This is a genomic window from uncultured Pseudacidovorax sp. (assembly GCF_913773995.1).
Lineage (GTDB): Bacteria > Pseudomonadota > Gammaproteobacteria > Burkholderiales > Burkholderiaceae_C > Xenophilus.
Window position 1 is genome coordinate 76785 of record NZ_CAJYES010000134.1, and the last position, 21843, is coordinate 98627.

Consider the following 21843-nt stretch of genomic DNA (forward strand, 5'->3'; position numbering starts at 1 on the left):
ATGGGCCGCCACCTGCGGAGTCGGCGCGGCGTGCGCCTCTCCGTTGGCCGTCGAGGATTTCAGCCGCGTTGCAGCCGCTCGGTAGCCATCGCCAGCGGCCCCGGCAAGCCTGAAAGGACCAGGGTGTCGCCGGACTCCAGCACGGTGTCTTCCTCCGGCTCCATGGTGCGGCCGTGGCTGCGCCGCAGCCCCACCACGCGAACGCCCGCATCGGCGAGGCCCAGCCGCGCCAGCGCCTGGCCGACCCAGCGGCTGCCGGTCTGCAGGGTAAAGCTGTCCAGCCGCTCCTGCTCCAGGTCTTCCAGCGAGGCGTCGTCGTCCGCGCCGCGGAAGTAGCCGCGCAGCAGGTGGTAGCGGGCATCGCGCGCCTCCTGGGCCAGGCGGATCACCCGCCGCATCGGCACGCCGACCAGCGCCAGTGCATGGCTCGCCAGCATCAATGAGCCCTCCACCGTCTCCGGCACGACGGCGGTGGCGCCGGCGCGCCGCAGTTTCTCCAGCTCGTGGTCGTCCTGTGTGCGCACCACCACGGGCACCGTCGGCGCATGCGCGCGCACCGCCGCCAGCACCTTGAGCGCGCCCGGCACGTCGAGATAGGTGATCGCCACGGCGCTGGCACGCGACAGGCCGGCCGCCATCAGCGCCTGCGGGCGCGCCGCGTCACCGAAGACCACCGAGTCGCCGGCGGCCGCGGCCTGCCGCACCCGGTCGGGGTCCAGGTCCAGTGCCATGTAGGGAATGCCTTCGCGCTCCAGCATGCGGGCCAGGTTCTGGCCGCAACGGCCATACCCGCAGATGATCACGTGCTCGGCCGTGTCGATCATCTTGCGTGCCAGGCTGGTCACCTGCAGCGACTGCTGCATCCAGTCGCTGGCCACCAGCTTGCGCACGATGGCCTCGCTGTACATCACGATGAAGGGCGTGGCCAGCATCGAGACGATCATCGAGGCCAGCACCGGATCGCCGAGCCAGGATGGCATCAGCCCACGTGCGCTGGCCAGTGACAGCAGCACGAAGCCGAATTCGCCCGCCTGTGCCAGGTACAGCCCGGTGCGCAGCGAGACGCCAGCGGTTGCGCCCAGCAGCCGCGCCAGCACCGTGACCAGCAGCAGCTTGAAGCCCAGCGGCACCATCAGCAGCACGAGCACCAGCGACCAGCGCTCGACCACCACATGCCAGTCCAGCGACATGCCGATGGTGATGAAGAACAGGCCCAGCAGCACGTCGTGGAAGGCGCGGATGTCGCTCTCCACCTGGTGCTTGTATTCGGTCTCGGACACCAGCATGCCGGCGATGAAGGCGCCCAGCGCCAGCGACAGGCCAGCCATCTCGGTCAGCCAGGCCAGGCCCAGCGTCACCAGCAGCAGGTTGAGCATGAACAGCTCCTCGCTGCGGCGGCGGGCCACCAGCGTGAGCCACCAGCGCATCACCCGCGGCCCGCCGTAGAGCAGCAGGCCGATCAGGGCGGTGGCCTTGATCAGGGCCAGGCCCAGGCCGCGCAGCAGCGCCTCTGGCGGCGCGCCCAGGGCGGGAATCAGCACCAGCAGCGGGACCACCGCCAGATCCTGGAAGAGCAGCACGCCCATCACACGGCGGCCGTGCTCGCTCTCCAGTTCCAGCCGCTCGGCCATCAACTTGACCACGATGGCGGTGCTGCTCATCGCGAGTGCGCCGGACAGGGCGAGGGCCGTCTGCCAGCTCATGCGCCAAGGGTCGGGCAGCAGGCGCGCCAGGACCAGGGCGCCCGCCGTGGCCAGTAGCATCGTCAGCGCCACCTGCAGCAGGCCCAGGCCGAACACATGCTGGCGCATGGCTCGCAGCTTGGGCAGGCTGAACTCGAGCCCGATCACGAACATCAGGAACACCACGCCGAACTCGCCCAGGTGGCGCACGCCTTCCGAATCCTGCGCCAGCGCGAAGGCATGCGGACCGATCAGCACGCCGGCCACCAGGTAGCCGAGCATCGGCGGCAGCTTGAGCGAGCGGCAGCCCACCACGCCCAGCACGGCGGCCAGCAGGTAGAGCAGCGTCAGCTCGAAGGTGTTCATCTGCTGGATGCTAGCAAGGGCCATGCACTGTCCCGGGGCGGGGGCAAGGCGCGCCGATAAAATCGCCCGATGAGCTTTCCGGCCCCGGACCCCGACGCGTTGCTGGCCCGCGCACGCGCCACTTTCGACATCGAGGCTGCGGCCGTGCAGGGCCTCAAGGCACGCGTCGGCCAGAGCTTCATCGACGCCGTCCGGCGCATCCTTGCCTTGCAGGGCCGCGTGGTGGTCATGGGCATGGGCAAGAGCGGCCATGTGGGCCGCAAGATCGCCGCCACGCTCGCCTCCACCGGCACGCCGGCCATGTTCGTGCATCCCGCCGAGGCCAGCCACGGCGACCTGGGCATGGTCACGGCGGCCGATGTGGTGCTGGCCATCTCCAACAGCGGCGAGAGCAACGAGCTCGACGCCATCCTGCCGGTCCTCAAACGCCAGGGCGTGCCCTTGATCGCCATGACCGGCGGTCCCAGTTCGTCGCTTGCCCGCCACGCCGACCTCGTGCTGGACAGTGGCGTCGACAAGGAGGCCTGCCCGCTCAACCTGGCGCCGACCGCCAGCACGACGGCGCAGATGGCGCTGGGCGACGCGCTGGCCGTGGCGCTGCTCGATGCGCGTGGCTTCGGCGCGGAAGACTTCGCCCGCTCGCATCCGGGCGGCGCGCTGGGGCGAAAGCTGCTCACCCATGTGGCCGACGTCATGCGCCAAGGCGGTGCGGTGCCGCAGGTGTCGCCCCAGGCTGGCATCACCGAGTTGATGCGCGCCATGAGCGTGCAGGGCTTCGGCGCTGCGGCGGTGATGGATGCCCAGGGCCGCGCCGAAGGCATCTTCACCGACGGCGATCTGCGTCGGCTGATCGAGGCGGGCGCCGACCTGCGCGGCATCCGTGCGGCTGACGTCATGCACCGCGGCCCGCGCACCATCCGCCAGGACGCCCTGGCCGTCGAGGCTGCCGAACTCATGGAGCAGCATGGCATCACCCGGCTGTTCGTCGTCGATGCAGAAGGCCGGCTGGCCGGCGCGCTCAACACCACCGACCTGATGCGGGCGAAGGTCATCTGATGGCGCCGCAACCGCAGGGCGTCCCACCCGTGCTCGCCTTCGACCCCGAGCTGCTGCTGGCTGCGCAGGATGTCCGCGTCGCCTTCTTCGATGTGGACGGCGTGCTTACCGACGGCGGCATCTACTTCACCGAAGCGGGCGAAACGCTCAAGCGCTTCAGCGTGCTCGATGGCTACGGTCTGCAGATGCTGCGCAAAGCCGGCATCGAGCCCGTCGTGGTCACCGGCCGCGATTCGGCGCCGCTGCGTGCCCGGTTGCAGGCGCTCGGCGTGCGACACGCGCGCTACGGCGTGATGGACAAGATCGCCGCCTCCACCGAGATCCTGGCTGCCCTGGGCCTGGACTGGGGCCAGGCGGCGGCCATCGGCGACGACTGGCCCGACCTGCCCGTACTGCGTCGGGTGGCCTTCGCGGCCGCGCCCGCCAATGCGCATCCGGAGGTGGCGGCCATCGTGCGCTACGTCACGCGCCAGCGTGGCGGCGAGGGCGCGGCCCGCGAGTTCTGCGACCTGCTGCTGTGCGCCACCGGGCGGTATCGCGACCTGCTGGACGCCGCCAGCGGGGTGCCCCACGCATGAGGCGCGTTGCTTCCGTCTTCGGCGTGGCGTTCGACCGGCTGAGCCTGTATCTGCCGATCATCCTGACCGGTCTGTTGGCGCTGGGCACCTACTGGCTGGTGCGCAACGCGCCCGAGTTGATCAGGCCGCGCGCCGTCGCGCCCGTCTCGCACGACCCGGACTTCTTCATGCGCAACTTCACCGTGCGCAGTTTTCTGCCCGACGGCACGCTGCGCACCGAGATCAGTGGCCGCGAAGGACGCCATTACCCCGACACCGACACGATGGAAGTCGACGATGTGCGCGTGCGCTCCGTGTCCCCGCAAGGCCTGGTCACGCGGGCCACGGCGAATCGCGGGCTGTCCAACGGAGATGGCAGCGAGATCCAGCTGTTCGACAACGCGGTCGTGATTCGGGACGAGGGCAGGCTCCCGGATGGCAAGCCAGCGCCGCGGCTGGAGTTCCGGGGCGACTTTCTGCACCTCTTCACCAACGAGGATCGCGTACGTTCCCACTTGCCGGTCACCCTGATCCGGGGGGGCGACAGGTTCACGGCCGAGTCCATGGACTACGACCACCGGACGGGCGTCGCGAACCTTCGAGGCCGTGTGCGGGGCCAGATCATGCCGCCAGCATCTACCGGCCGGCGATAGCCCTATCGGCCGCCACACCCGCCATGCCCGCTGCCATTACTGCTCCCCTGGTCTTCATCACTGGCGCTTCCAGCGGCATCGGGCAGGCACTGGCCGCCCGTTACGCGCAGGCGGGGTGGCGTCTGGCCTTGGTGGCGCGGCGCACCGCGCAGATGCAGGAATGGGCAGACGCGCAGGGCCTGGGCCCGGATCGCTGCGGCATCTACGGTGCCGATGTGGCCAAAGTCGACAGCATCGTCGCGGCGGGGCAGGCCTGCCTGGCCGCGCAGGGAGTGCCCGATGTGGTCATTGCCAATGCGGGCATCAGCGTCGGCGTGGACACGGCCGAGCGCGCCGATCTGGACGTGATGGCTGAGACCTTCGCGCTCAACAACGTGGGCTTGGCCGCCACCTTCCATCCCTTCCTTGCCGCAATGCTGCGCAGGGGGAGCGGGCGGCTGGTGGGCATCGGCAGCGTTGCTGCCATACGGGGGTTGCCGGGGCATGGCGCCTACTGCGCCAGCAAGGCGGCCGTCGTGGCGTATTGCGAAAGCGTGCGCACCGAGTTGCGCGGTAGCGGCGTCCAGGTGGTGACGGTCTGTCCGGGTTATGTGGACACGCCGCTCACCCGTGGCAATCGCTATGGCATGCCATTCCTCATCTCGGCGGAGGCCTTTGCCGATCGGGCTTTCCGCACGATCGAGGCCGGAATCAGCTACCGCGTCATTCCCTGGCAGATGGGGGGCGTCGCCAAGCTGATGAGGCTGCTACCCAACGCCCTCTACGACAGGGTGGTTCAAGGTCGCGGGCGAAAGCGTCGACGGGACGGAGCCGAGGCCGAGCGCTGAGCGCAGGGGCGTCGGCTTCGCCGCCGCAGCCTGTCTGCCGAAGAGATGGCCTCTGCGGCGGGCGAGGCGGATCGACAAGCGGGCGCGCATGAAAAAAGGCTCCCGAAGGAGCCTTTCAGTGAGTTGTTCTGCAGCGCGGAACGACAGCGTGGGCGCTCAGTAGTTGTTGCCGCCACCGCCGCCGTAGCCGCCGCGACCACCGCCGCCACCGCCACCGCCGCGGGGGCCGGTGCCGTAGGGGCTGCGGAAGCTGCCGTCGTTGCCGCCGCCACCGCCGCCGCCGCGACCACCGTAGCCGCCGCCACCGCTGCGGCCGCCGCCGCCACCGCCGCCGTAACCACCGCCACCACCACCGTAGCCGCCGCCACCGCCGCCGTAACCGCCGCCACCACCACCGTAGCCGCCGCTACGGGGCGGACGCGGCTCCATGGGGCGCGCTTCGTTGACTACGACACTCCGGCCGCCGAGCGGTTGGCCGTTCATGCCCTGAATGGCAGCCTGCGCCTCGGCGTCGCTGCCCATTTCCACGAAACCAAAGCCTTTGGAACGGCCGGTTTCGCGCTCCATCATGACCTTGGCGCTGGTCACTGCGCCGAACTGGCCGAAGGCCTGTTCGAGATCACCGTCGCGCACCGAATAGGGCAGGTTGCCGACGTAGAGTTTGTTGCCCATGAATGGGACTCCTGTAAAACACAAAGAAAAGCAGCGATGGAGTCCCGGGCGCAAGACCCGCAGCATGTTGGCCTGCGGGGCTGACGAAACTGACCGATCACCCAATGGCCTGCGGCTTTCCGGGCCGAAGGTCCAGCCATTATGGGTGATTTGTTTGGGTGGGGGACAGGAATTTCCCTTGAATTGCAACAACCTCCGTGTGCGCAAGAAGCTTGCGCACACTGACATCGGCGGCCCGGTCAAAACACATGTTCCTGGCGCAATTGGGTGGGCGTGATCTCGCCGAAGCAAGCGCGGCGCGGTCATTTTTCTGCTGTGCATTGAGGTCGTCGTCCTGCATCCTCCCCAATAGATTCATGCTGCAGCGCCGCAAGAATCGCTAGAATCCGCCCCGTCTTTGGGGAGTAGCCGCCTTCCGAGTGCGAGAAGGGCATGCGTCAACAGACTTGTACCGCGCCCCACGCGGAACATGGCGCATGCAGTGAAGACCTGGCGAGACCATTGACCACGCAGCTTCGGGAACAAGGCCGAAGGCGCTGCGTGGTCGATTGCGTCCTTCGGCCGAGGAACCCCACATCTCTATGGAAGCCTTTCTGGTGGCCACCGGCATCGTCGCGCTGGCCGAAATGGGTGACAAGACCCAGCTCCTTTCCCTCGTCCTCGCGGCGCGTTTCCGCAAGCCCTGGCCCATCGTGCTGGGGATCTTCGCGGCGACGGTCGTCAACCATGCGCTGGCGGGCGCCGTCGGCGCCTGGGTGACCAGCTTTCTCGGGCCCACGGTCCTGCGCTGGATCCTGGGACTGTCGTTCATCGCGATGGCCGTCTGGATGCTCATTCCCGACAAGCTCGACGAGGACGAGGCGCCGCGCGGTGTCTCCAAGTTCGGCGTCTTCGGCACGACGCTGGTGGCCTTCTTCCTGGCCGAGATGGGCGACAAGACGCAGATCGCCACCGTGATGCTGGCGGCCCGCTTCACGCACGACTACCTGTGGGTCGTGATCGGCACGACGCTGGGCATGATGCTGGCCAATGCACCCGTGGTGTGGCTGGGCGAACGCATCGTGCGCAAGGTGCCGATCAAGCTCGTGCACAGCATCTCGGCCGTGATCTTCCTGATGCTCGGCGTGGCTGCGCTCATCGGCTGGGGCGCCTGAGGCATGCCCCTCGCCGGGCGGCGACGCCGCCGCCGCCCGGCCTATACTTTCGACCAGCGCCGATTTGCTCCAGCTTGCGGGCGCTTGATAAATGCAGCTAAAGACGGATGCCCGCAACCCGGCTCGTTTTTGGCGAGGCCGGGTTTTCTTTTTGTTCCCATGTCCTTCGACGTCACACCCCAGTCCATGTCCTTCGCGACGCCGCTGCCACTGCGCAGCGGCACCGCCATCGCCGACTATGCGCTGGCCTACGAGACCTACGGCACGCTCAATGCCGACCGCAGCAATGCCGTGCTGGTCTGCCATGCGCTCAATGCCTCGCACCACGTGGCCGGCCAGTACGCCGGCCAGCCGAAGTCGCAGGGTTGGTGGGACAACATGATCGGCCCCGGCAAGTCGGTGGACACCGATCGCTTCTTCGTCATCGGCATCAACAACCTGGGCTCCTGCTTCGGCTCGACCGGGCCGATGCACACCAATCCCGCGACGGGGCGGCCCTGGGGCGCGGACTTTCCGGTGGTGACGGTGGAGGACTGGGTGGATGCCCAGGCGCGGCTGCTCGATGCGCTTGGCATCGACACCCTTGCGGCCGTGATGGGCGGCAGCCTGGGCGGCATGCAGGCGCTGTCGTGGACGCTGCAGTACCCCGAGCGCGTGCGCCACGCCGCGGTGATCGCCAGCGCACCCAACCTGAATGCCGAGAACATCGCCTTCAACGAGGTGGCGCGCCGGGCCATCGTGACCGATCCCGACTTCCACGGCGGCCACTTCTACGACCACGGCGTGGTGCCCAAGCGCGGGCTGACCATCGCCCGCATGATCGGCCACATCACCTACCTCAGCGACGATGTGATGAACGCCAAGTTCGGCCGCCAGCTGCGCGAGGGCATGCAGGTGCGCTACACCACGCACGACGTCGAATTCCAGATCGAGAGCTACCTGCGCCACCAGGGCGACAAGTTCAGCGAGTACTTCGACGCCAACACCTACCTGCTGATCACCCGCGCGCTCGACTATTTCGACCCTGCCGCCGCCTACGGCGGCAGCCTGCGCGCCGCCTTCGAGCGGGCGATGGCCAAGTTCCTGCTCGTGAGCTTCACCACCGACTGGCGCTTCTCGCCGGCGCGCAGCCGCGAGATCGTCAAGGCGCTGCTCGACAACCGCCGCAGCGTCAGCTATGCCGAGATCGACGCGCCGCACGGCCACGACGCCTTCCTGCTGGACGACACCCGTTATCTGGGCATCGTGCGCGCCTGGTTCGACGGCATCGCGAAGGAGCTCCAATGAGCCCGACCCACGACATCAACGACCGCATCGTCCGCTTGGTGCCCGAGGGCGCCCGCGTGCTCGACCTGGGCTGCGGCGACGGAACGCTCCTGGAGCGCCTGCAGCGCGAGCGCGGCTGCACCGGCTACGGCGTGGAGATCGCCGACGGCAACCTGCTGCAGTGCGTGCGTCGCGGCGTCGATGTGATCCAGCTGAACCTCGACGAAGGCCTGTCGATGTTCGAGGACGCCAGCTTCGACGTGGTGCTGCAGATCGACACCCTCCAGCACCTGCGCAATGCCGAGATCATGCTGCGCGAGACGGCGCGTGTGGGCCGCATCGGCATCGTCGCCTTCCCCAACTTCGCGCACTGGCCCAACCGGTTGAGCATCCTGCAGGGCCGCATGCCCGTCACGCGCCGGTTGCCCTACCAGTGGTACGACACGCCCAACATCCGCGTGGGCACCTTCCGCGACTTCGATGCGCTGGCGCGCAAGAACCGGCTGCGTGTGCTGGATTCGTTCGGCCTGCAGCAGGGCAGCGAGGTGCGCTGGCTGCCGAACCTGCGCGCGGCGACGGCCGTGTTCAAGTTCGAGCGGGGCTGAGTTCCCCGGCGGGGTGCGGCAGGGCTGTGCCGCAGCGTCGGCAGAAGCGCGCGTCGTCGGCATGGCCGTCTGCGCCGCAGGCCGGGCAGTGCACATCGGCGGTATCGCGATCGCGCAGGATCTGCAGCCGCCGCTGCGCACCCATCTCTGCCGTCACGATGCCCGTAGGAACGGCCAGCACGCCCCAGCCGGTCAGCATCATGGCCGAGGCGATCAGCCGGCCGAGGTCGGTGCGGGGCACGAGGTCGCCAAAGCCCACGGTGGTCATGGTCGACACCGCCCAGTACATGCTGGTGGGAATGCTGGTGAAGCCATGCACCGGGCCCTCGACCACGTACATCAGCGTGCCTGACACCAGCACCAAGAGCATCACGAAGCCCAGGAAGACGGTGATCTTGCGGCCACTCGCGGTCAGCGCGAGCGCCAGCGTGCGGTACTCATAGGCGTAGCGCGAGAGCTTGAAGATGCGGAACACCCGCAGCAAGCGCAGCACGCGCACGTCGATCAGGGCGCCCAGCGAGGGCTCCATCGCCACCAGATAGGTGGGCAGCAGCGCCAGCAGGTCGATCACGCCGTAGAAGCTGAGCGCATAGCGCAGCGGCCGTTGCACGCTCACCAGCCGCGCGACGTACTCCAGGGTGAAGAGCCCTGTGAAGAACCATTCGAGCGCTTGAAGCGAGGCGCCGTGGCGCGTGCGCATCTGCGCCATGCTCTCCAGCATGACCACGCCCACGCTCACCACGATGGCGGCGATCAGGAGCAGATCGAAGCTGCGACCGGCCCGCGTCTCCGATTCGAAGATCACGGCGAACAGCGATCGCCGCCAGCCGGACGCAGGCCGCCCGAAGCGGGCATCGGCCGCCCGGTCGTCGAACATGCCGGGAATGTCTTCATCGGGGAGATGGGCGGGCGCGGGTTGTTGGGCCATGTGGAAAGGGGAGCGGCGCAGCCGGACGGGGCGGATTCTGACGGCAAGTCGACATGTCGGGCGACATCCAAGTGCCCGCGGGTTGTTACCGATCTTTCGCAAAGAAGTGTCAACATTCAGAATCAGTTGCCTACCATTGATGCTTTCGCAAGGAGATCACCCTTTGGCTTCGCAATCCCCCTTCTTCGGCAAACGTGACCGTGAACCCACCGACAGTCTGACTTCGAGGCCGGCCCCGCTGATGGGTGCCAGCACGCTGTCGGGCCATCCTGTGGGCGGTCCGGCGCTAGGCTCGGCACCTGCCGCCACCTCCGCGGCTGCGCAAGCCCCGGCGCAGGAAACTGGCAGCAAGCTGACCGTCGGCCCCAACATCAAGCTCAAGGGCGTGGAGATCACCGATTGCGACACGCTCGTGGTCGAAGGCACCGTCGAGGCGACGATGGATTCGCGCGTGATCCAGATCGCCGAGCAGGGCGCCTTCAAGGGCTCGGCCGAGATCGACATCGCCGAAATCCGCGGCTCTTTCGACGGCAATCTGACGGTGCGCCAGAAGCTGGTGATCCATGCGACCGGCAAGGTGTCGGGCAAGATCCGCTACGGCAAGATCGTGATCGAGGAGGGCGGCCAGCTCTCCGGCGAGATCAGTGTGGGGACGAGCACCTCCAGCGACGCCAAGCCGGCCCTGGCGGCCTGAGCATCGACAGCGTTCAGCGGCGCGCAGTTGCTGGCGCGTCGGCCAGTCGCTTCAGAAGAGCCTCCGCCGCAGCGGGGGCTTTTTCCTTGTGGCCGTTGATGAAGAAGACATAGGTGGGCCGCTCCTTCACCCAGCCACGCGCCTTTGCCGCGAACCCATCGAGCGCGCTGGGCGCATAGCCATTGGCGAAGCGCGGCTGCGCATTCATGAGCCGTGCATAGACGATGGGCCCTTGCGGGGCATCGAAGGACGGGAACTTCGGGCTGTCGGTGAAGACGGTCGCCACCCCATGGCGCTCGGCCAGGGCCTGGTAGGCGGGATCGATGAAGCTCGGATGCCGCACCTCCATCACATGCTGCAGCGGCAGGCCGTCGACCTTCGGCGGCAGCAGTTCCAGGAAAGCGCCGAAGTCGGCGGCGTCGAACCCATGCGTGGGCATGAACTGCCAGACGATCGGACCCAGCCGGTCGCCCAGCTCGGCCAGGCCGCTGCCGACGAAGCGCTGCACCGCATCGCCCGCCTTGGCCAGTTCGCGCCGGTGCGTGGTCACGCGGTGCGCCTTGAGAGAGAAGACGAAGCCCTCGGGCGTGGCTTCGCGCCACTTGCGGAAGGTGTCGGGCTTGAAGGTGCTGTAGAAGGTGCCGTTGACCTCGATGGCCGTCAGGCGCCGGCTGGCGTGCGCCAGTTCCTGCGCGTGCGGCAGGCCGGGCGGGTAGAAGGTGCCGCGCCAGGGCTCGAAGGTCCAGCCGCCGATGCCCACGCGCACGGGCGTCTGCGGCGGGGCAGGCAGTTCGGCGGCAGGTGGCGCGGATTTCTTGGGCATGGGCGTGCAGGGGTGATGCGGCTCGCGCACTCTACGCCGGGGCCCATCCCGGCGCAAAATGGATCGCTTGCCCGGCCATGTGCCCCACGGAGAACCGCCGATGAACGCCCCCTTGCACAAAGAATTCCCTTCCGGCCTGCTCGACGCCGAGCGCGCCCTGGCCGACGTCACCGCCCGCTGGGACGGCGACATCGTCCGCCAGCTCAGCGACTACATCGCCATTCCGGCCAAGTCGCCGGGCTTCGATCCGGACTGGTCGGCCCACGGTTACCTGGAGACGGTGCTGCGCAATGCCGCCGCCTGGGTCGAGGCGCAGAAGATCGAAGGCCTCAAGCTGGAGATCGTCCGTCTCGAAGGCCGCACGCCGGTGCTGTTCTTCGAGCTGCCCGCCAGCGGCACGTCGATGAACGAGACCGTGCTGATGTACGGCCACCTGGACAAGCAGCCCGAGTTCACCGGCTGGCGCCGCGACCTCGGCCCCTGGACGCCCAAGTACGAGGACGGGCTGCTCTATGGCCGCGGTGGCGCGGACGATGGTTACGCCATCTACGCCAGCATCGCGGCCATCCAGGCGCTGAAGGCCCAGGGCGTGGCCCACCCGCGCATCGTCGGCTTGATCGAGACCTGCGAGGAATCGGGCTCCTATGACCTGCTGCCCTATGTGGACGCGCTTCGCAGCCGCCTGGGCGAGGTGGCGCTGGTGGTCTGCCTGGACTCGGGCGCCGGCAACTACGACCAGCTCTGGCTCACCACCTCGCTGCGCGGCCTGGCCGGCGGCACGCTGAAGGTGGAGATCCTCACCGAGGGCATCCATTCGGGCGATGCCTCGGGCCTGGTGCCGTCGAGCTTTCGCATCATGCGGCAGGTGCTGGACCGGCTGGAGGACAGCAAGACCGGCCGCCTGCTGCCCGCCAGCTTCCATTGCGAGGTGCCCGCCGAGCGGCTGGCGCAGGCGAAGGCCACGGCCGCCATCCTGGGCGACGAGGTCTACAAACGCTTCCCCTGGGCGCACTACGACTGCGGCGGCGCGACTGCCTTCGCGCTGCCGACCACCACCGATCCGGTCGAGGCGCTGCTCAACCGCACCTGGCGGCCGACGCTGTCGGTGACCGGCGCCGAGGGCTTCCCGGCATTGAAGGACGCCGGCAACGTGCTGCGGCCGTACACGGCGTTCAAGCTCTCGCTGCGCCTGCCGCCGCTGGTGGAGGCGGCGCAGGTGGTGCAGGAGCTGAAGGCGCTGCTGGAGGACAACGCGCCCTACCAGGCCAAGGTGACCTTCGAGTCGGGTGGCGGCGCCACCGGCTGGAACGCGCCGGCCATGGTGCCGTGGTTCCAGCAGGCGCTGGACGCTGCCAGCCAGGCCCATTTCGGCGCGCCCTGCGGCTACATCGGCCAGGGCGGCACCATTCCGCTGATGAACATGCTGAGCGCCGGCTTCCCGAAGGCGCAGATGATGGTGTGTGGCGTGCTCGGGCCCAAGAGCAATGCGCACGGGCCGAACGAGTTCCTGCACGTGCCCTATGCCAAGCGGCTGACGGCCGCCGTCGCACAGGTGATGGCCGCGATGCCGGCCAAGCACGCGGCCGAACAGGCGGCCGAACAGGCGGCCTGAAGCAGGTCTGTCGCCGACGCGGCCCGGCGTTCAGCCTATACGGCGCGTGGGCTGGCCGGCTGATCTGGCCCGCCGGCCCGCCGGCCCGCCGGACCGTCGCTCAGCGCCGTCCGAGCAGCGGGCCCAGCGCCCCCAGCAGATCGCCAAGCCCGCCCGCGCCGGCCGACAGCGACGGCTCCTGATCCGTCAATCGGCCCTGCGGCGTCAGCCGGTCGATCAACACCGGCAGCAGCGTCGCCAGCAACGGCAGCAGGGTCTGCACGTTGAGACCCAGCTTCTGGGCCACGGCACCGATCACCTCCTGGCCGAGCGCGCCTTGCACCTGGTCCGGTGACACCGGCTGGTTCTGCCCGGTACCGATCCACGAGCCCACGGCGTCGCCCAGCCCCGCCTGCTGCAGCTTCTGCACCAGGCCTCCCATGCCGCCGCTTTCCTGCAGCAGGCTGCCGAAAATGGCGACCGGATCGCTGCCGGGCGAATGCGGTGCCGGTGCGCCGCTGTTGAGCACCTGGCCGAGGACGGAATCGAGCAAGCCCATGGCTTCTTCCCTGCGAAATGAAAACGAGGCTGCCATTGTTCAGGGCAGCCTCGCGTTCATCGCGAAACGGCGGCGATTTTTCAGCGAAGCCGTGCGGAATTCACTTTTCGGACACTGTGTTTGACGCAATCACGGCGTGCGCGGTGGCCGCTTTTCCAGCAGCGGCTGCGTCACGCCCTGGACGCCCACCAGTCCCAGCACCGTGGCCAGCGAGTTCTGCGCGCCCTTCCAGCCGTCGGTCAGGTCGATCCATTCGCTCAGGGCGTGGAAGCCGCCCGTCTTGCCGCCGCCGCCCACGATGATCGCCGGAATGCCCAGCGCCATCGGCACATTCGCGTCGGTGCTGGCGCCCGTCAGCAGCGTCTTGTGGCCGAAGGATGCATTGGCGCGTGTGGCCGCTTCCACGATCAGCGAGTCCGACGGCGTGCGGCCGCCCGGACGGTCGCCGATGAGCCTGGTCTGCACGGTGAGCGTCTCGACGTTCCAGCGCTTGTTCTCCTCGGCCACGGCCTCGTCGATGGCGGCGAGGATCTTCTTCTCGGTGGACAGCAGCGAATCCATCTGGTCCGAGCGGATGTCCACGGCCATGCGCGCATCCGGCGCGATGGTGTTGACCGAGGTGCCGCCGCCGACGGTGCCCACGGTGAAGGTGGTCTTGGGAAAGGTGGGCGTGCGCACCTCGGCGATCTTGGCGATGGCGCGGCCCATGCCGTGGATGGCGCTGGGCACCTGGCCGAAGGCGGCGTAGCTGTGGCCGCCCGGGCCCTTGAAGTTGACCTCGTAGCGGTGGCTGGCGGTGCCCAGGATCAGCACGGTGCCGTCCGGCGCCGGCTCCAGGCCGACCATGCCGTCGATGTCGCGGTGCTCGGCAAAGAGGTGCTTCATGCCGCGCAGGTTGCCGAGTTCTTCCTCACCCACGTTGCCCACGAAGAGCAGGTCGCCGACGGTCTGGATCTTCTGATCGTTCAGCACCTTGAGCCAGGACAGCAGCACCGCCAGGCCGCGCGTGTCATCGGAGATGCCGGGCGCATACAGGCGGCCGTCGCGCTCCTTGACCTTGACGTCGGTGCCCGCCGGGAAGACGGTGTCCAGGTGGGCCGAGATCAGCAGCTTGGGCCCTTGGCCCGTGCCCTTGCGCAGGCCGACGACATTGCCTTCGCTGTCGATGCGGGCGTCCGTGAGGCCCAGGGCCTTCATGCGCGCGAGGAAGGCTTCGGCGCGCGGGCGCTCCTTGAAGGGCGGTGCCTCGATCTCGGTGAGCATCTTCAGGTCGTCGATCGAGCGCGCGTGGTCGGCCTTGACGGCTTCCATCAACGCCTGGATCTGCGGCGCCGCCAGCAGTTGGGTGTAGGCCTGGTCCACCGCCGGACGCACCTGCGCAGGGGTTGGCGCGACCGCGCTGAAGGACTGGGCCCAGACCGATGAGGCGCCCGCCAGGGCGAGCGACAGGACCAGCAGCGAGGCGAGCGGACGCGGACTGGTGGAGGAAGGCTGCGGTGCAGAGTGGCGCGTCATGGAGGAAAAGGTGGGGGAGCGATGAGGCCAGCGGAAACGGCATCTGTCATGAGGCTGACTCGATGCCGCAGGTCGACGGAAATTCTGGCGGCGGCACCGCTGCTTGGCTCTGATTTAATCCGTCCCTCCGTCAGTTTTTCTTACATGAGCCGACACCTTCCCAGTACGCGCGCCCTTCTCGTTTTCGACGCCGTCGCCCGCTGCCACGGCGTGGGCAAGGCCGCCGAGGAGCTGTGCCTGACCCACAGTGCGGTCAGCCAGCAGTTGCGTCTGCTGGAGCAGCAACTGGGCGTGCGGCTGGTGCAGCGCAGTGCCCGGGGGACCACGCTCACCGAGGCCGGCCGGCGCTACCACGCGCAGGTGGCCGGCGACCTGCTGCGTCTGGAGAACCACACGCTCGAGGCAATGGCCCAGCGGCCCGACGGCGTGCGCCTGCTGGTGGGCGCCGTGCCCGTGCTGGCCGAGCGCTGGCTGCTGCCGCGGCTGCCCCGCTTTCTGGCGCAGCAGCCAGCCTGCAGCGTGCATCTGCAGGTCTTTCCCACGCAGGTGTACATGGACGAACCCCATTACGACGTCGGTCTGCAGTACGACGACGCCAGTTGGCCCGGCGCCCGGGTGCGCCCGCTGCGCAGCGAGCGCGTGGTCGCCGTGTGCGCACCGCAGTCGCGCTGGCGCTCCGCAGCGGCGCGGGGTGATTTCCGCGAGCTGCCACTGCTGCAGCTCAGCTCGCGCCTGGGCGCCTGGCAGGAATGGCTCGCGCAGGCCGGCATCGAGAGGCATCCGGCCAACGCGATGGTGGGCCACCGCTTCGACCTGTTCTCCATGGTGCTTGAGGCGGTGCGCGCCGACCTGGGCATCGGCCTGCTCCCGCGCTACGGCGTGGCGCGCGAACTGGCCAGCGGCGAGCTGTGTCTGGCCCATCCCTTCGAGGGAGACGGGCCGCGTGGCTACAGCCTGTTCGTGGCGCCGCACCGGGCGGACGACCCGGCGGTGCAGGCCTTCGGCGCGTGGCTGGATGAACAGGTGGCCGAGGAGTCCGAGGGGGCAATATCGCCCGCCTGATCAGGTGGGCTCAGTCCGCAACGGCCAGCAGGTGCACCAGCGCCGCCAGCGGTGCCGTCTCAGCGCGCAGGATGCGCGGGCCCAGGGTGGTCAGCGCGAAGCCACTGGCGCGGGCCCGCGCTTCCTCCTGCGGGTTGAGGCCGCCCTCGGGGCCGCTGAGGAAGAGCGCGCCGCCATCCGCGGGCGCCGAGCGGCCCAAGGGCTGCGCCTCGTCACCGAAGCCGAGCACATGGCGGGCGGCGGGCGCGTCCGGGCCCAGTCCGTCCAGCCACGTGCCCAGGTCGCGCACCGGGTGCACCGCAGGCACCCGGTTGCGGCCGCACTGCTCGCAGGCGGCAACGGCCACGGCCTGCCAGTGGTCCTGCTTCTTCTGCGCGCGCTCACCCGCCAGGCGCAGCACGCCGTGGGCCGTCTGCAGCGGCTGGATGCTGGCCACGCCGAGTTCGGTCGCCTTCTCGACCAGCCAGTCCATGCGGTCATTGGCCGGCATGCCCACAGCCAGGTGCACGGCCACCGAGGCCTCGCGCTCGATGGCGTGGTGCGCGCCCACGCGGACGTCGACATCGCTGCGGCCCATGCGCTCGACCGTGGCCTCGAACTCGCCGCCGCGGCCGTCGAACAGAGTGATGCCGTCGCCCGGCTGCAGGCGCAGCACCTGGACATGGCGCGCCGCGCCGGGTTGCAGGCCCAGCGTCTGCCCGCTGGTCAGGGGCGTGGCGCAATGGATGCGCGGCATCAGTGCGCGCCTTCCGCGGCGTCGATTACGCCGCCGCCCAGGCAGATCTCGCCGTCGTACAGCACCGCCGACTGGCCGGGCGTGACCGCCCACTGCGGCTGCGGAAACACCAGCTGGAAGCGGGCTTCGGGCAGGGCCTGCAGCAGCGCGGGCGAATCGGCCTGGCGGTAGCGTGTCTTGCTGCCGTAGGTGCCGGCCGCGGGCGGCGTGCCGGCCACCCAGCTCGCGTCGGCCGCCAGCAGCGCGCGCGACTGCAGCCAGGGATGGTCGTGGCCCTGCACCACCCACAGCGTGTTGGCCTCGACGTCCTTGCGGGCGACGAACCACGGTGCGTGCTCGCCGCCACCGCGCTGCGCGCCCTTTTCCTTGATGCCGCCGATGCCCAGGCCCTGACGCTGGCCCAGCGTGTAGAAGGACAGGCCGTGGTGCTCGCCCAGCCTGCGGCCGCGGTCGTCCTTGATCGGGCCCGGTGCCTTGCTGATGTAGCGGTTGAGGAACTCCCGGAAAGGCCGCTCACCGATGAAGCAGATGCCGGTCGAATCCTTCTTGGTGGCCACGGGCAGGCCGATGTCGGTGGCGATCTGGCGTACCTGGGTCTTGTGCAGTTCGCCCACCGGGAACAGCGCCTTCGACAGTTGCGCCTGGTTGAGTCGGTGCAGGAAGTAGCTCTGGTCCTTGGCAGGGTCCAGGCCCTTGAGCAGCTCGTAGCGCGCGGAGGCCGGCACCGACTCACCGGCGGCGAAGGGCTGGCCGGTGGCGGCATCGACAGCGCGCACACGGGCATAGTGGCCGGTCGCGATCTTCTCGGCGCCCAGGCGCATGGCGTGGTCGAGGAAGGCCTTGAACTTGATCTCGGCGTTGCACAGAACGTCTGGATTGGGCGTGCGGCCGGCCTGGTACTCGCGCAGGAACTCGGCGAAGACGCGATCCTTGTAGTCGGCGGCGAAGTTGACGTGTTCGATCTCGATGCCCAGCACGTCGGCCACGCTGGCGGCGTCCACGAAATCGACGTTCGACGAGCAGTACTCGCTGTCGTCGTCGTCTTCCCAGTTCTTCATGAAGATGCCGACGACCTCGTGCCCCTGCTGCTTGAGCAGGTGCGCCGTGACGGCCGAGTCCACGCCGCCCGATAGCCCGACGACGATCCGATGTTTGGTCATCCGGCGATTGTCCCTTGGCTGCGGTGGGCGTCGCCCGGGCGGGGGCACGGGCTGTGGGCGCGGGGTCTGAGGCCGATCTGGATGACGGGCCGTCTGGTTTTTGTGACGCCTGACGGCCTGTCGTGCAGCTCCATGCCGCGCGTGCGCGGCTAGGCGGGTGGCTTTCCGGCCAGCCAGCGCGCGTAGGCCTCGGGGTAGACCACGCGCAGGCGCTCCAGGTGGAACTGCGCCTCCTGCTCCAGCCCCAGCAGGCGCGCACTGTCGATCAGCTTGACCACGACTCGCGGCTCCGGCGAGAAGGCCAGCGTGGCCTGGGCCAGTTCATGCACGCGTGCGGCCGTGTCGGGCGTCAGGGGCGTCAGCGCCAGCTGCGCAAAGCGCACCTGCCGGGCAAAGGGCCTGTCGCGGCCGTCCGGGTCCAGTTGCGCGAGCGGATCGTCACGCCAGCCGGCGAGCCGCTCGGCCGCCGGAAGGAAGGGTTGGCTCACGCGCACATAGCTCCAGCCGACGTAGGCCACCATGGCGACAAGGGCCGCTGCCGTCAGGCGGGCGCCAAGTCGGGCCCGTGCCTCGCTGCGCTGTGCGGCGGCCAGCGAGCTCCGCCCGCTCGTCTGCTTGGCGAGGGCCGGCTTTCTGCCCGACCAGATCAGGCCCAGGCACAGACCGAACACGAGCTGGAAGGGCCCGTACCACAGCGGATATTCGACCAGGCTGTGCATCACGATCATGCCCAGCACGCCCCACACCATCAGCCGGGCAGGATCACGCTCCTGCCAGGGTCGGGCCGCCACCACCATCCACAAGAACGCACCGCAGATCAGCACCGCCGCAGGAATGCCCAGTTCCACCGCCAGATGCAGCGGCAGGTTGTGCGCGTTGTCCAGGATTTCGACGAAGCGCGGACCCGGGTACTCGGCCAGGTAGTGCGCCACGCTGAGCTGGCCCCAGCCCCAGCCTGTCCAGGGGCGCTGCCCGATCAGCCAGAGCACGTTGCTCCACAGCAGAACGCGGCTGTGGCCGGGCGGTGCACCTTCGCGCAGGCGGATGAGCATGCCCTGGATGTCGGCGCCCGCGCCGCCGTCGGCCGCGCGCATCGACGCGACCGCGACGGCCGACCACGGCAGCATCCAGGAGAGCAGGGCGTAGAGCCCCAGGGCGACCAGCATCCAGCGTGGGTCCGGCAGCAGGCGCGGCCGTGCATGCGGCGGCACCCCGCCGCCGCGCCCGGCCGGACGACGCTCGCGCCAGCCCAACCCGCCGGCCGCCATGACGATCACGAGCAACTGCAGCAGCCCGGTGCGTGAGGTGGATACGGCAAGACCCGCGACGAGCAAGGCGCCGGCCCCCAGCAACAGGCGCCGACCTCGCACGCCTGCCTGGCCATGGCACCAGAGCAGCGCCACCAGGGCCATGCTCAGCAGCGTGGCGAACTGGTTGCGCTGGCGCAGATTGCCATAGGCCATGCCGATGGGCTCCATGGGGACGGCGACCCAGGGGCGCAGGGGGGCGGCAAGGCCGTGGTATTGGATGAGGCCGAGCAGGGCGCTGAACAGGCCGGCGGCGAGCAGGCCTTGTGCGAACGCAAGCGAGCAGGCAGGACGTCTATGTGCCGATGCTGCGCTCGCGCCGATGTCTGCGGCCAAGCCCATCAGCGCAAGGCTGGCGACGGTCGGCGCCCAAATGCTGACCTCGCTGAGGTCCGATGGCACGAAGGCCAACATAGTTGTACCAAGCAGGGCCGCGAGGGTGCGGCTGATCGGCAGGGGCCGGCCCAGAGCGAGAAGTGCGCTGAGGCAGAGGTACGTTGCCAGCAGTTGCCAGACGGCGCTCAACGGGCCGAAAACGAGCGAGAACAGAAAAGGTAGCGCCAGCGCTACGCTACAGAGAAGGTGCGCGCTCCGCGCATCCGCCGCCCGCCCGCGGCCCGTATTCAGAAGCAAGGAGGTGGAAGCCGTAGGCATCTCCCGTGGCATGCATGCTGGCGGACTCATTCCGCCCCGCCGTTTCACGGCCGTGGCTGTTCCGGGTCGCCAGACAGAACCAGCTGCTGGATTGCCTCTTCCAATTCGGCAGTCATGCGCTTGATCTGCTGTTGGCTAACCTGATCGACTGTGGCGCGCAGCGACTGCCGGACGGAAGCAAGGGCTCGCGGATGCTGGAAATAGTGCACTGCTACGTCCACATATGCATCTGGCGTCGGGGCGCAGAAGGCGTCGAGACCCATTCCGCGAAGGATGGATGTGCCGGCCCGCGATATGGGTGTGTTGCCCTCCAACGCCACGACTGGTACACCCATCCACAGTGAGTGGAAGGTGGTCGTACCGCCGTTGTAGGGGAAGGTGTCCAGGGCCAGATCGATGTCGTGGTGAAGCGCCAAGTAGTCGTCGAGGCCCACCTTAGGATGGAAACGCAGGCGCTCGGCACTCACGCCCCGCTCACCGAAGTAGGCCGTCAATCGCTCGGTCAGGCTGGGTGTGGCGTTGCCGATCAGCAGGCGGGACTCGGGGCAACGTAGAAGAACTAGAGCCCAAAGGTCCAATGCTTCGTCGGTGATCTTGGACGGATTGTTCAAGCACGCGAAGGTGAAGCTTTGTCCTTGCAGTGCGGGAAGTGGGTTGACCGGCGGGCTCGATGCATGTGGGCTGAAGACGCCGCTGGTCGAGAGCCGCAACAACTTTTCCGTGTGAAAGCCCTCCGTCGTCCCTGGAGGGTCAAGGCTGGCGTCGGTGATGCGGTAATCCATGGCCGCCAGGCCAGTGGTAGCCAAATAACCCAGCCACGTCATTTGGATCGGGGCTGGCCTCCGGGCAAAGGCCAGCAAACGGTTGTAGCCCGTGTGTCCCGACAGATCGATGAGAACATCGATCTCGTCAGCTCGGATACGGGCAGCAAGTTCATCGTCGGACAAATCATGGCAAGGCAGCCAGGTGTCGAACTGTGCGCGAATTATTTCAGTCTGGGCATCGACCGCCGGATGAGCGTAATAGCCGAACAACTCAAACTTGGATCTGTCGTGTGCAATCAGTACCGGCGTGATGAAGAAGGCCACAGCATGATTGCGAAAATCGCCCGACACATAACCAACTTTTACCTTATTTTTTCTCCCGCTTGCCGATGCCGCGTGTGGAACGATTTTAACCGACCCTGATTCTTCGAATCGCTTGGAAAATTCTAGAGCGGCTTCAAAACGCTCTTCCGGCGTACGATCCTGCACATACTGAAGGCAGAGAAGGTAGTTGCTGAATGTGGCGGGAGAACGCGCATCCAGCATCAATGCTTGTTGCAATACGGCGAGCGCACGCTTCGTTTCACCGGTTTGCATAAGCGAGTTGCCAAAACTGGCAAGCAGTCCCGCGGAACCCGGCTCAAGAGCAACAGCTTTTTCATAGCTTATATTCGCTGAATCGAAGTGTGCTTGCTCGGCTTGTAGGTTACCCAGATAGAACCAAATATTCCCATTATTGGGAAAATGCGCAACAGCTGTACGCATAAGTTCCTCTGCGCGGTCGAGCTTTCCCGTCCTGAAGAGAAGGAAGCACAGCTCGAGATAAACGGGTTCGAATTCTGGAGAAAGACGATGGACAGCCTCGAATTCGGTGATTGCTTCATCCGTGTTTCCAACTGCCAAGAGCGACTGCCCTAGCAAAAAATGGCCATCAGGACTAAGCGCCTGTATCGATTGGGCGTGTCTCAATGCGCTTTCGGCGCCCCTGGCATCCCCTAGGTTAAGCAGTGCACACCCTAGGCCGATATGGGCAGAATACTCCTCTGGCTTATGTGTAAGGTATTTCGTGTAGTTGCTCGCTGCAGCGGAAAATCGACCTTCCGCAATTTCACCATGAGCGCGGATCAATAAACTTCGGATATCTTCTTCTGTCGCATGAGCGCGAGAAAGGGGGGCATCCTTTCGAAATAATTTTTTGATCGTATTGAGCAT

21 protein-coding genes and 1 riboswitch are annotated in these 21843 nt (G+C 67.8%); of the genes, 11 read left to right on the top strand and 10 right to left on the bottom strand.

The features are described 5' to 3' along the window. Window positions 1-59 precede the first annotated feature (59 nt). Window positions 60-2048: a monovalent cation:proton antiporter family protein gene (locus QZ772_RS12405; protein ID WP_295526648.1), complete on the bottom strand. Its 1989-nt coding sequence runs from the start codon at window positions 2046-2048 to the stop codon at window positions 60-62. A gap of 69 nt (window positions 2049-2117) precedes the next feature. Here QZ772_RS12405 and QZ772_RS12410 point away from each other — a divergent pair, with 69 nt between their 5' ends. The 4 genes from QZ772_RS12410 to QZ772_RS12425 are packed head-to-tail and all read left to right on the top strand — an operon-like array spanning window position 2118 to window position 5141. Then, window positions 2118-3104: a KpsF/GutQ family sugar-phosphate isomerase gene (locus QZ772_RS12410; RefSeq protein WP_295526534.1), complete on the top strand. Its 987-nt coding sequence runs from the start codon at window positions 2118-2120 to the stop codon at window positions 3102-3104. Beyond that, window positions 3104-3682: an HAD hydrolase family protein gene (locus QZ772_RS12415; RefSeq protein WP_295526536.1), complete on the top strand. Its 579-nt coding sequence runs from the start codon at window positions 3104-3106 to the stop codon at window positions 3680-3682. The genes QZ772_RS12410 and QZ772_RS12415 overlap by 1 nt, the downstream gene beginning before the upstream one ends. Next, window positions 3679-4314 carry an LPS export ABC transporter periplasmic protein LptC gene (gene lptC / locus QZ772_RS12420; RefSeq protein WP_295526537.1) on the top strand — a complete coding sequence of 212 codons (636 nt, stop codon included), beginning with the start codon at window positions 3679-3681 and terminating at the stop codon, window positions 4312-4314. Before QZ772_RS12415 ends, lptC begins: the two co-directional genes overlap by 4 nt. A gap of 23 nt (window positions 4315-4337) precedes the next feature. Next, window positions 4338-5141 carry an SDR family oxidoreductase gene (locus QZ772_RS12425; RefSeq protein ID WP_295526539.1) on the top strand — a complete coding sequence of 268 codons (804 nt, stop codon included), beginning with the start codon at window positions 4338-4340 and terminating at the stop codon, window positions 5139-5141. 156 nt (window positions 5142-5297) lie between these two features. Here the strand turns inward: QZ772_RS12425 and QZ772_RS12430 are convergent, their stop codons facing one another. Further along, window positions 5298-5813, bottom strand: a complete 516-nt coding sequence (locus QZ772_RS12430; protein WP_295526541.1) for an RNA-binding protein — start codon at window positions 5811-5813, stop codon at window positions 5298-5300. A 387-nt stretch (window positions 5814-6200) separates the two neighbouring features. Continuing rightward, window positions 6201-6378, top strand: a riboswitch (yybP-ykoY riboswitch). Between the two features lie 16 nt (window positions 6379-6394). Between QZ772_RS12430 and QZ772_RS12435 the strand changes: the two genes are divergently transcribed. The 3 genes from QZ772_RS12435 to metW all read left to right on the top strand — a co-directional run bounded on the left by QZ772_RS12435 (window position 6395) and on the right by metW (window position 8838). After that, the gene (locus QZ772_RS12435) at window positions 6395-6967 is read left to right on the top strand and encodes a TMEM165/GDT1 family protein (protein ID WP_295526544.1); all 573 of its coding nucleotides are present in this window, start codon (window positions 6395-6397) and stop codon (window positions 6965-6967) included. A 159-nt stretch (window positions 6968-7126) separates the two neighbouring features. Continuing rightward, entirely contained in the window at window positions 7127-8254 is a 1128-nt protein-coding gene (locus QZ772_RS12440; protein WP_295526547.1) for a homoserine O-acetyltransferase, read from the top strand. Further along, a complete protein-coding gene (gene metW / locus QZ772_RS12445; RefSeq protein WP_295526549.1) occupies window positions 8251-8838 on the top strand; it encodes a methionine biosynthesis protein MetW in 588 nt (195 codons plus the stop codon). Before QZ772_RS12440 ends, metW begins: the two co-directional genes overlap by 4 nt. Here metW and QZ772_RS12450 read toward each other — a convergent pair. Then, window positions 8819-9715, bottom strand: coding sequence for an ion transporter (locus tag QZ772_RS12450; protein WP_295526651.1), 897 nt, complete (start codon window positions 9713-9715; stop codon window positions 8819-8821). The genes metW and QZ772_RS12450 overlap by 20 nt on opposite strands. Before the next feature lie 214 nt (window positions 9716-9929). Between QZ772_RS12450 and QZ772_RS12455 the strand changes: the two genes are divergently transcribed. Beyond that, window positions 9930-10460 carry a polymer-forming cytoskeletal protein gene (locus tag QZ772_RS12455; RefSeq protein WP_295526552.1) on the top strand — a complete coding sequence of 177 codons (531 nt, stop codon included), beginning with the start codon at window positions 9930-9932 and terminating at the stop codon, window positions 10458-10460. A 13-nt stretch (window positions 10461-10473) separates the two neighbouring features. On the opposite strand, the gene QZ772_RS12460 is transcribed toward QZ772_RS12455, so the two are convergent. Beyond that, a complete protein-coding gene (locus QZ772_RS12460; RefSeq protein WP_295526555.1) occupies window positions 10474-11283 on the bottom strand; it encodes a DUF72 domain-containing protein in 810 nt (269 codons plus the stop codon). Window positions 11284-11383: 100 nt separating this feature from the next. Between QZ772_RS12460 and QZ772_RS12465 the strand changes: the two genes are divergently transcribed. Continuing rightward, complete coding sequence (locus tag QZ772_RS12465) at window positions 11384-12895, top strand: M20 family metallopeptidase (protein WP_295526558.1); 1512 nt, start codon at window positions 11384-11386, stop codon at window positions 12893-12895. Between the two features lie 100 nt (window positions 12896-12995). Here QZ772_RS12465 and QZ772_RS12470 read toward each other — a convergent pair whose 3' ends face one another. Next, complete coding sequence (locus tag QZ772_RS12470) at window positions 12996-13433, bottom strand: YidB family protein (RefSeq protein ID WP_295526561.1); 438 nt, start codon at window positions 13431-13433, stop codon at window positions 12996-12998. On the opposite strand from QZ772_RS12470, the gene QZ772_RS12475 reads away from it, so the two are divergent. Next, the gene (locus QZ772_RS12475; protein WP_295526564.1) at window positions 13432-13557 is read left to right on the top strand and encodes a hypothetical protein; all 126 of its coding nucleotides are present in this window, start codon (window positions 13432-13434) and stop codon (window positions 13555-13557) included. The two genes, QZ772_RS12470 and QZ772_RS12475, sit on opposite strands and share 2 nt — an antisense overlap. 5 nt (window positions 13558-13562) lie before the next feature. Here QZ772_RS12475 and QZ772_RS12480 read toward each other — a convergent pair whose 3' ends face one another. Then, window positions 13563-14948, bottom strand: coding sequence for a M20/M25/M40 family metallo-hydrolase (locus QZ772_RS12480; RefSeq protein ID WP_295526568.1), 1386 nt, complete (start codon window positions 14946-14948; stop codon window positions 13563-13565). Between the two features lie 144 nt (window positions 14949-15092). Between QZ772_RS12480 and QZ772_RS12485 the strand changes: the two genes are divergently transcribed. Further along, a complete protein-coding gene (locus QZ772_RS12485) occupies window positions 15093-16010 on the top strand; it encodes a LysR substrate-binding domain-containing protein (protein ID WP_295526572.1) in 918 nt (305 codons plus the stop codon). Window positions 16011-16020: 10 nt separating this feature from the next. Here the strand turns inward: QZ772_RS12485 and QZ772_RS12490 are convergent, their stop codons facing one another. The 4 genes from QZ772_RS12490 to QZ772_RS12505 form a co-directional block, all read right to left on the bottom strand. Further along, window positions 16021-16746: a 16S rRNA (uracil(1498)-N(3))-methyltransferase gene (locus QZ772_RS12490; RefSeq protein WP_295526574.1), complete on the bottom strand. Its 726-nt coding sequence runs from the start codon at window positions 16744-16746 to the stop codon at window positions 16021-16023. Further along, window positions 16746-17906, bottom strand: a complete 1161-nt coding sequence (gene mnmA / locus QZ772_RS12495) for a tRNA 2-thiouridine(34) synthase MnmA (RefSeq protein ID WP_295526576.1) — start codon at window positions 17904-17906, stop codon at window positions 16746-16748. Before mnmA ends, QZ772_RS12490 begins: the two co-directional genes overlap by 1 nt. Before the next feature lie 149 nt (window positions 17907-18055). Continuing rightward, window positions 18056-19615 carry a Wzy polymerase domain-containing protein gene (locus QZ772_RS12500; RefSeq protein ID WP_295526578.1) on the bottom strand — a complete coding sequence of 520 codons (1560 nt, stop codon included), beginning with the start codon at window positions 19613-19615 and terminating at the stop codon, window positions 18056-18058. A gap of 296 nt (window positions 19616-19911) precedes the next feature. Further along, complete coding sequence (locus tag QZ772_RS12505; protein ID WP_295526580.1) at window positions 19912-21843, bottom strand: tetratricopeptide repeat protein; 1932 nt, start codon at window positions 21841-21843, stop codon at window positions 19912-19914.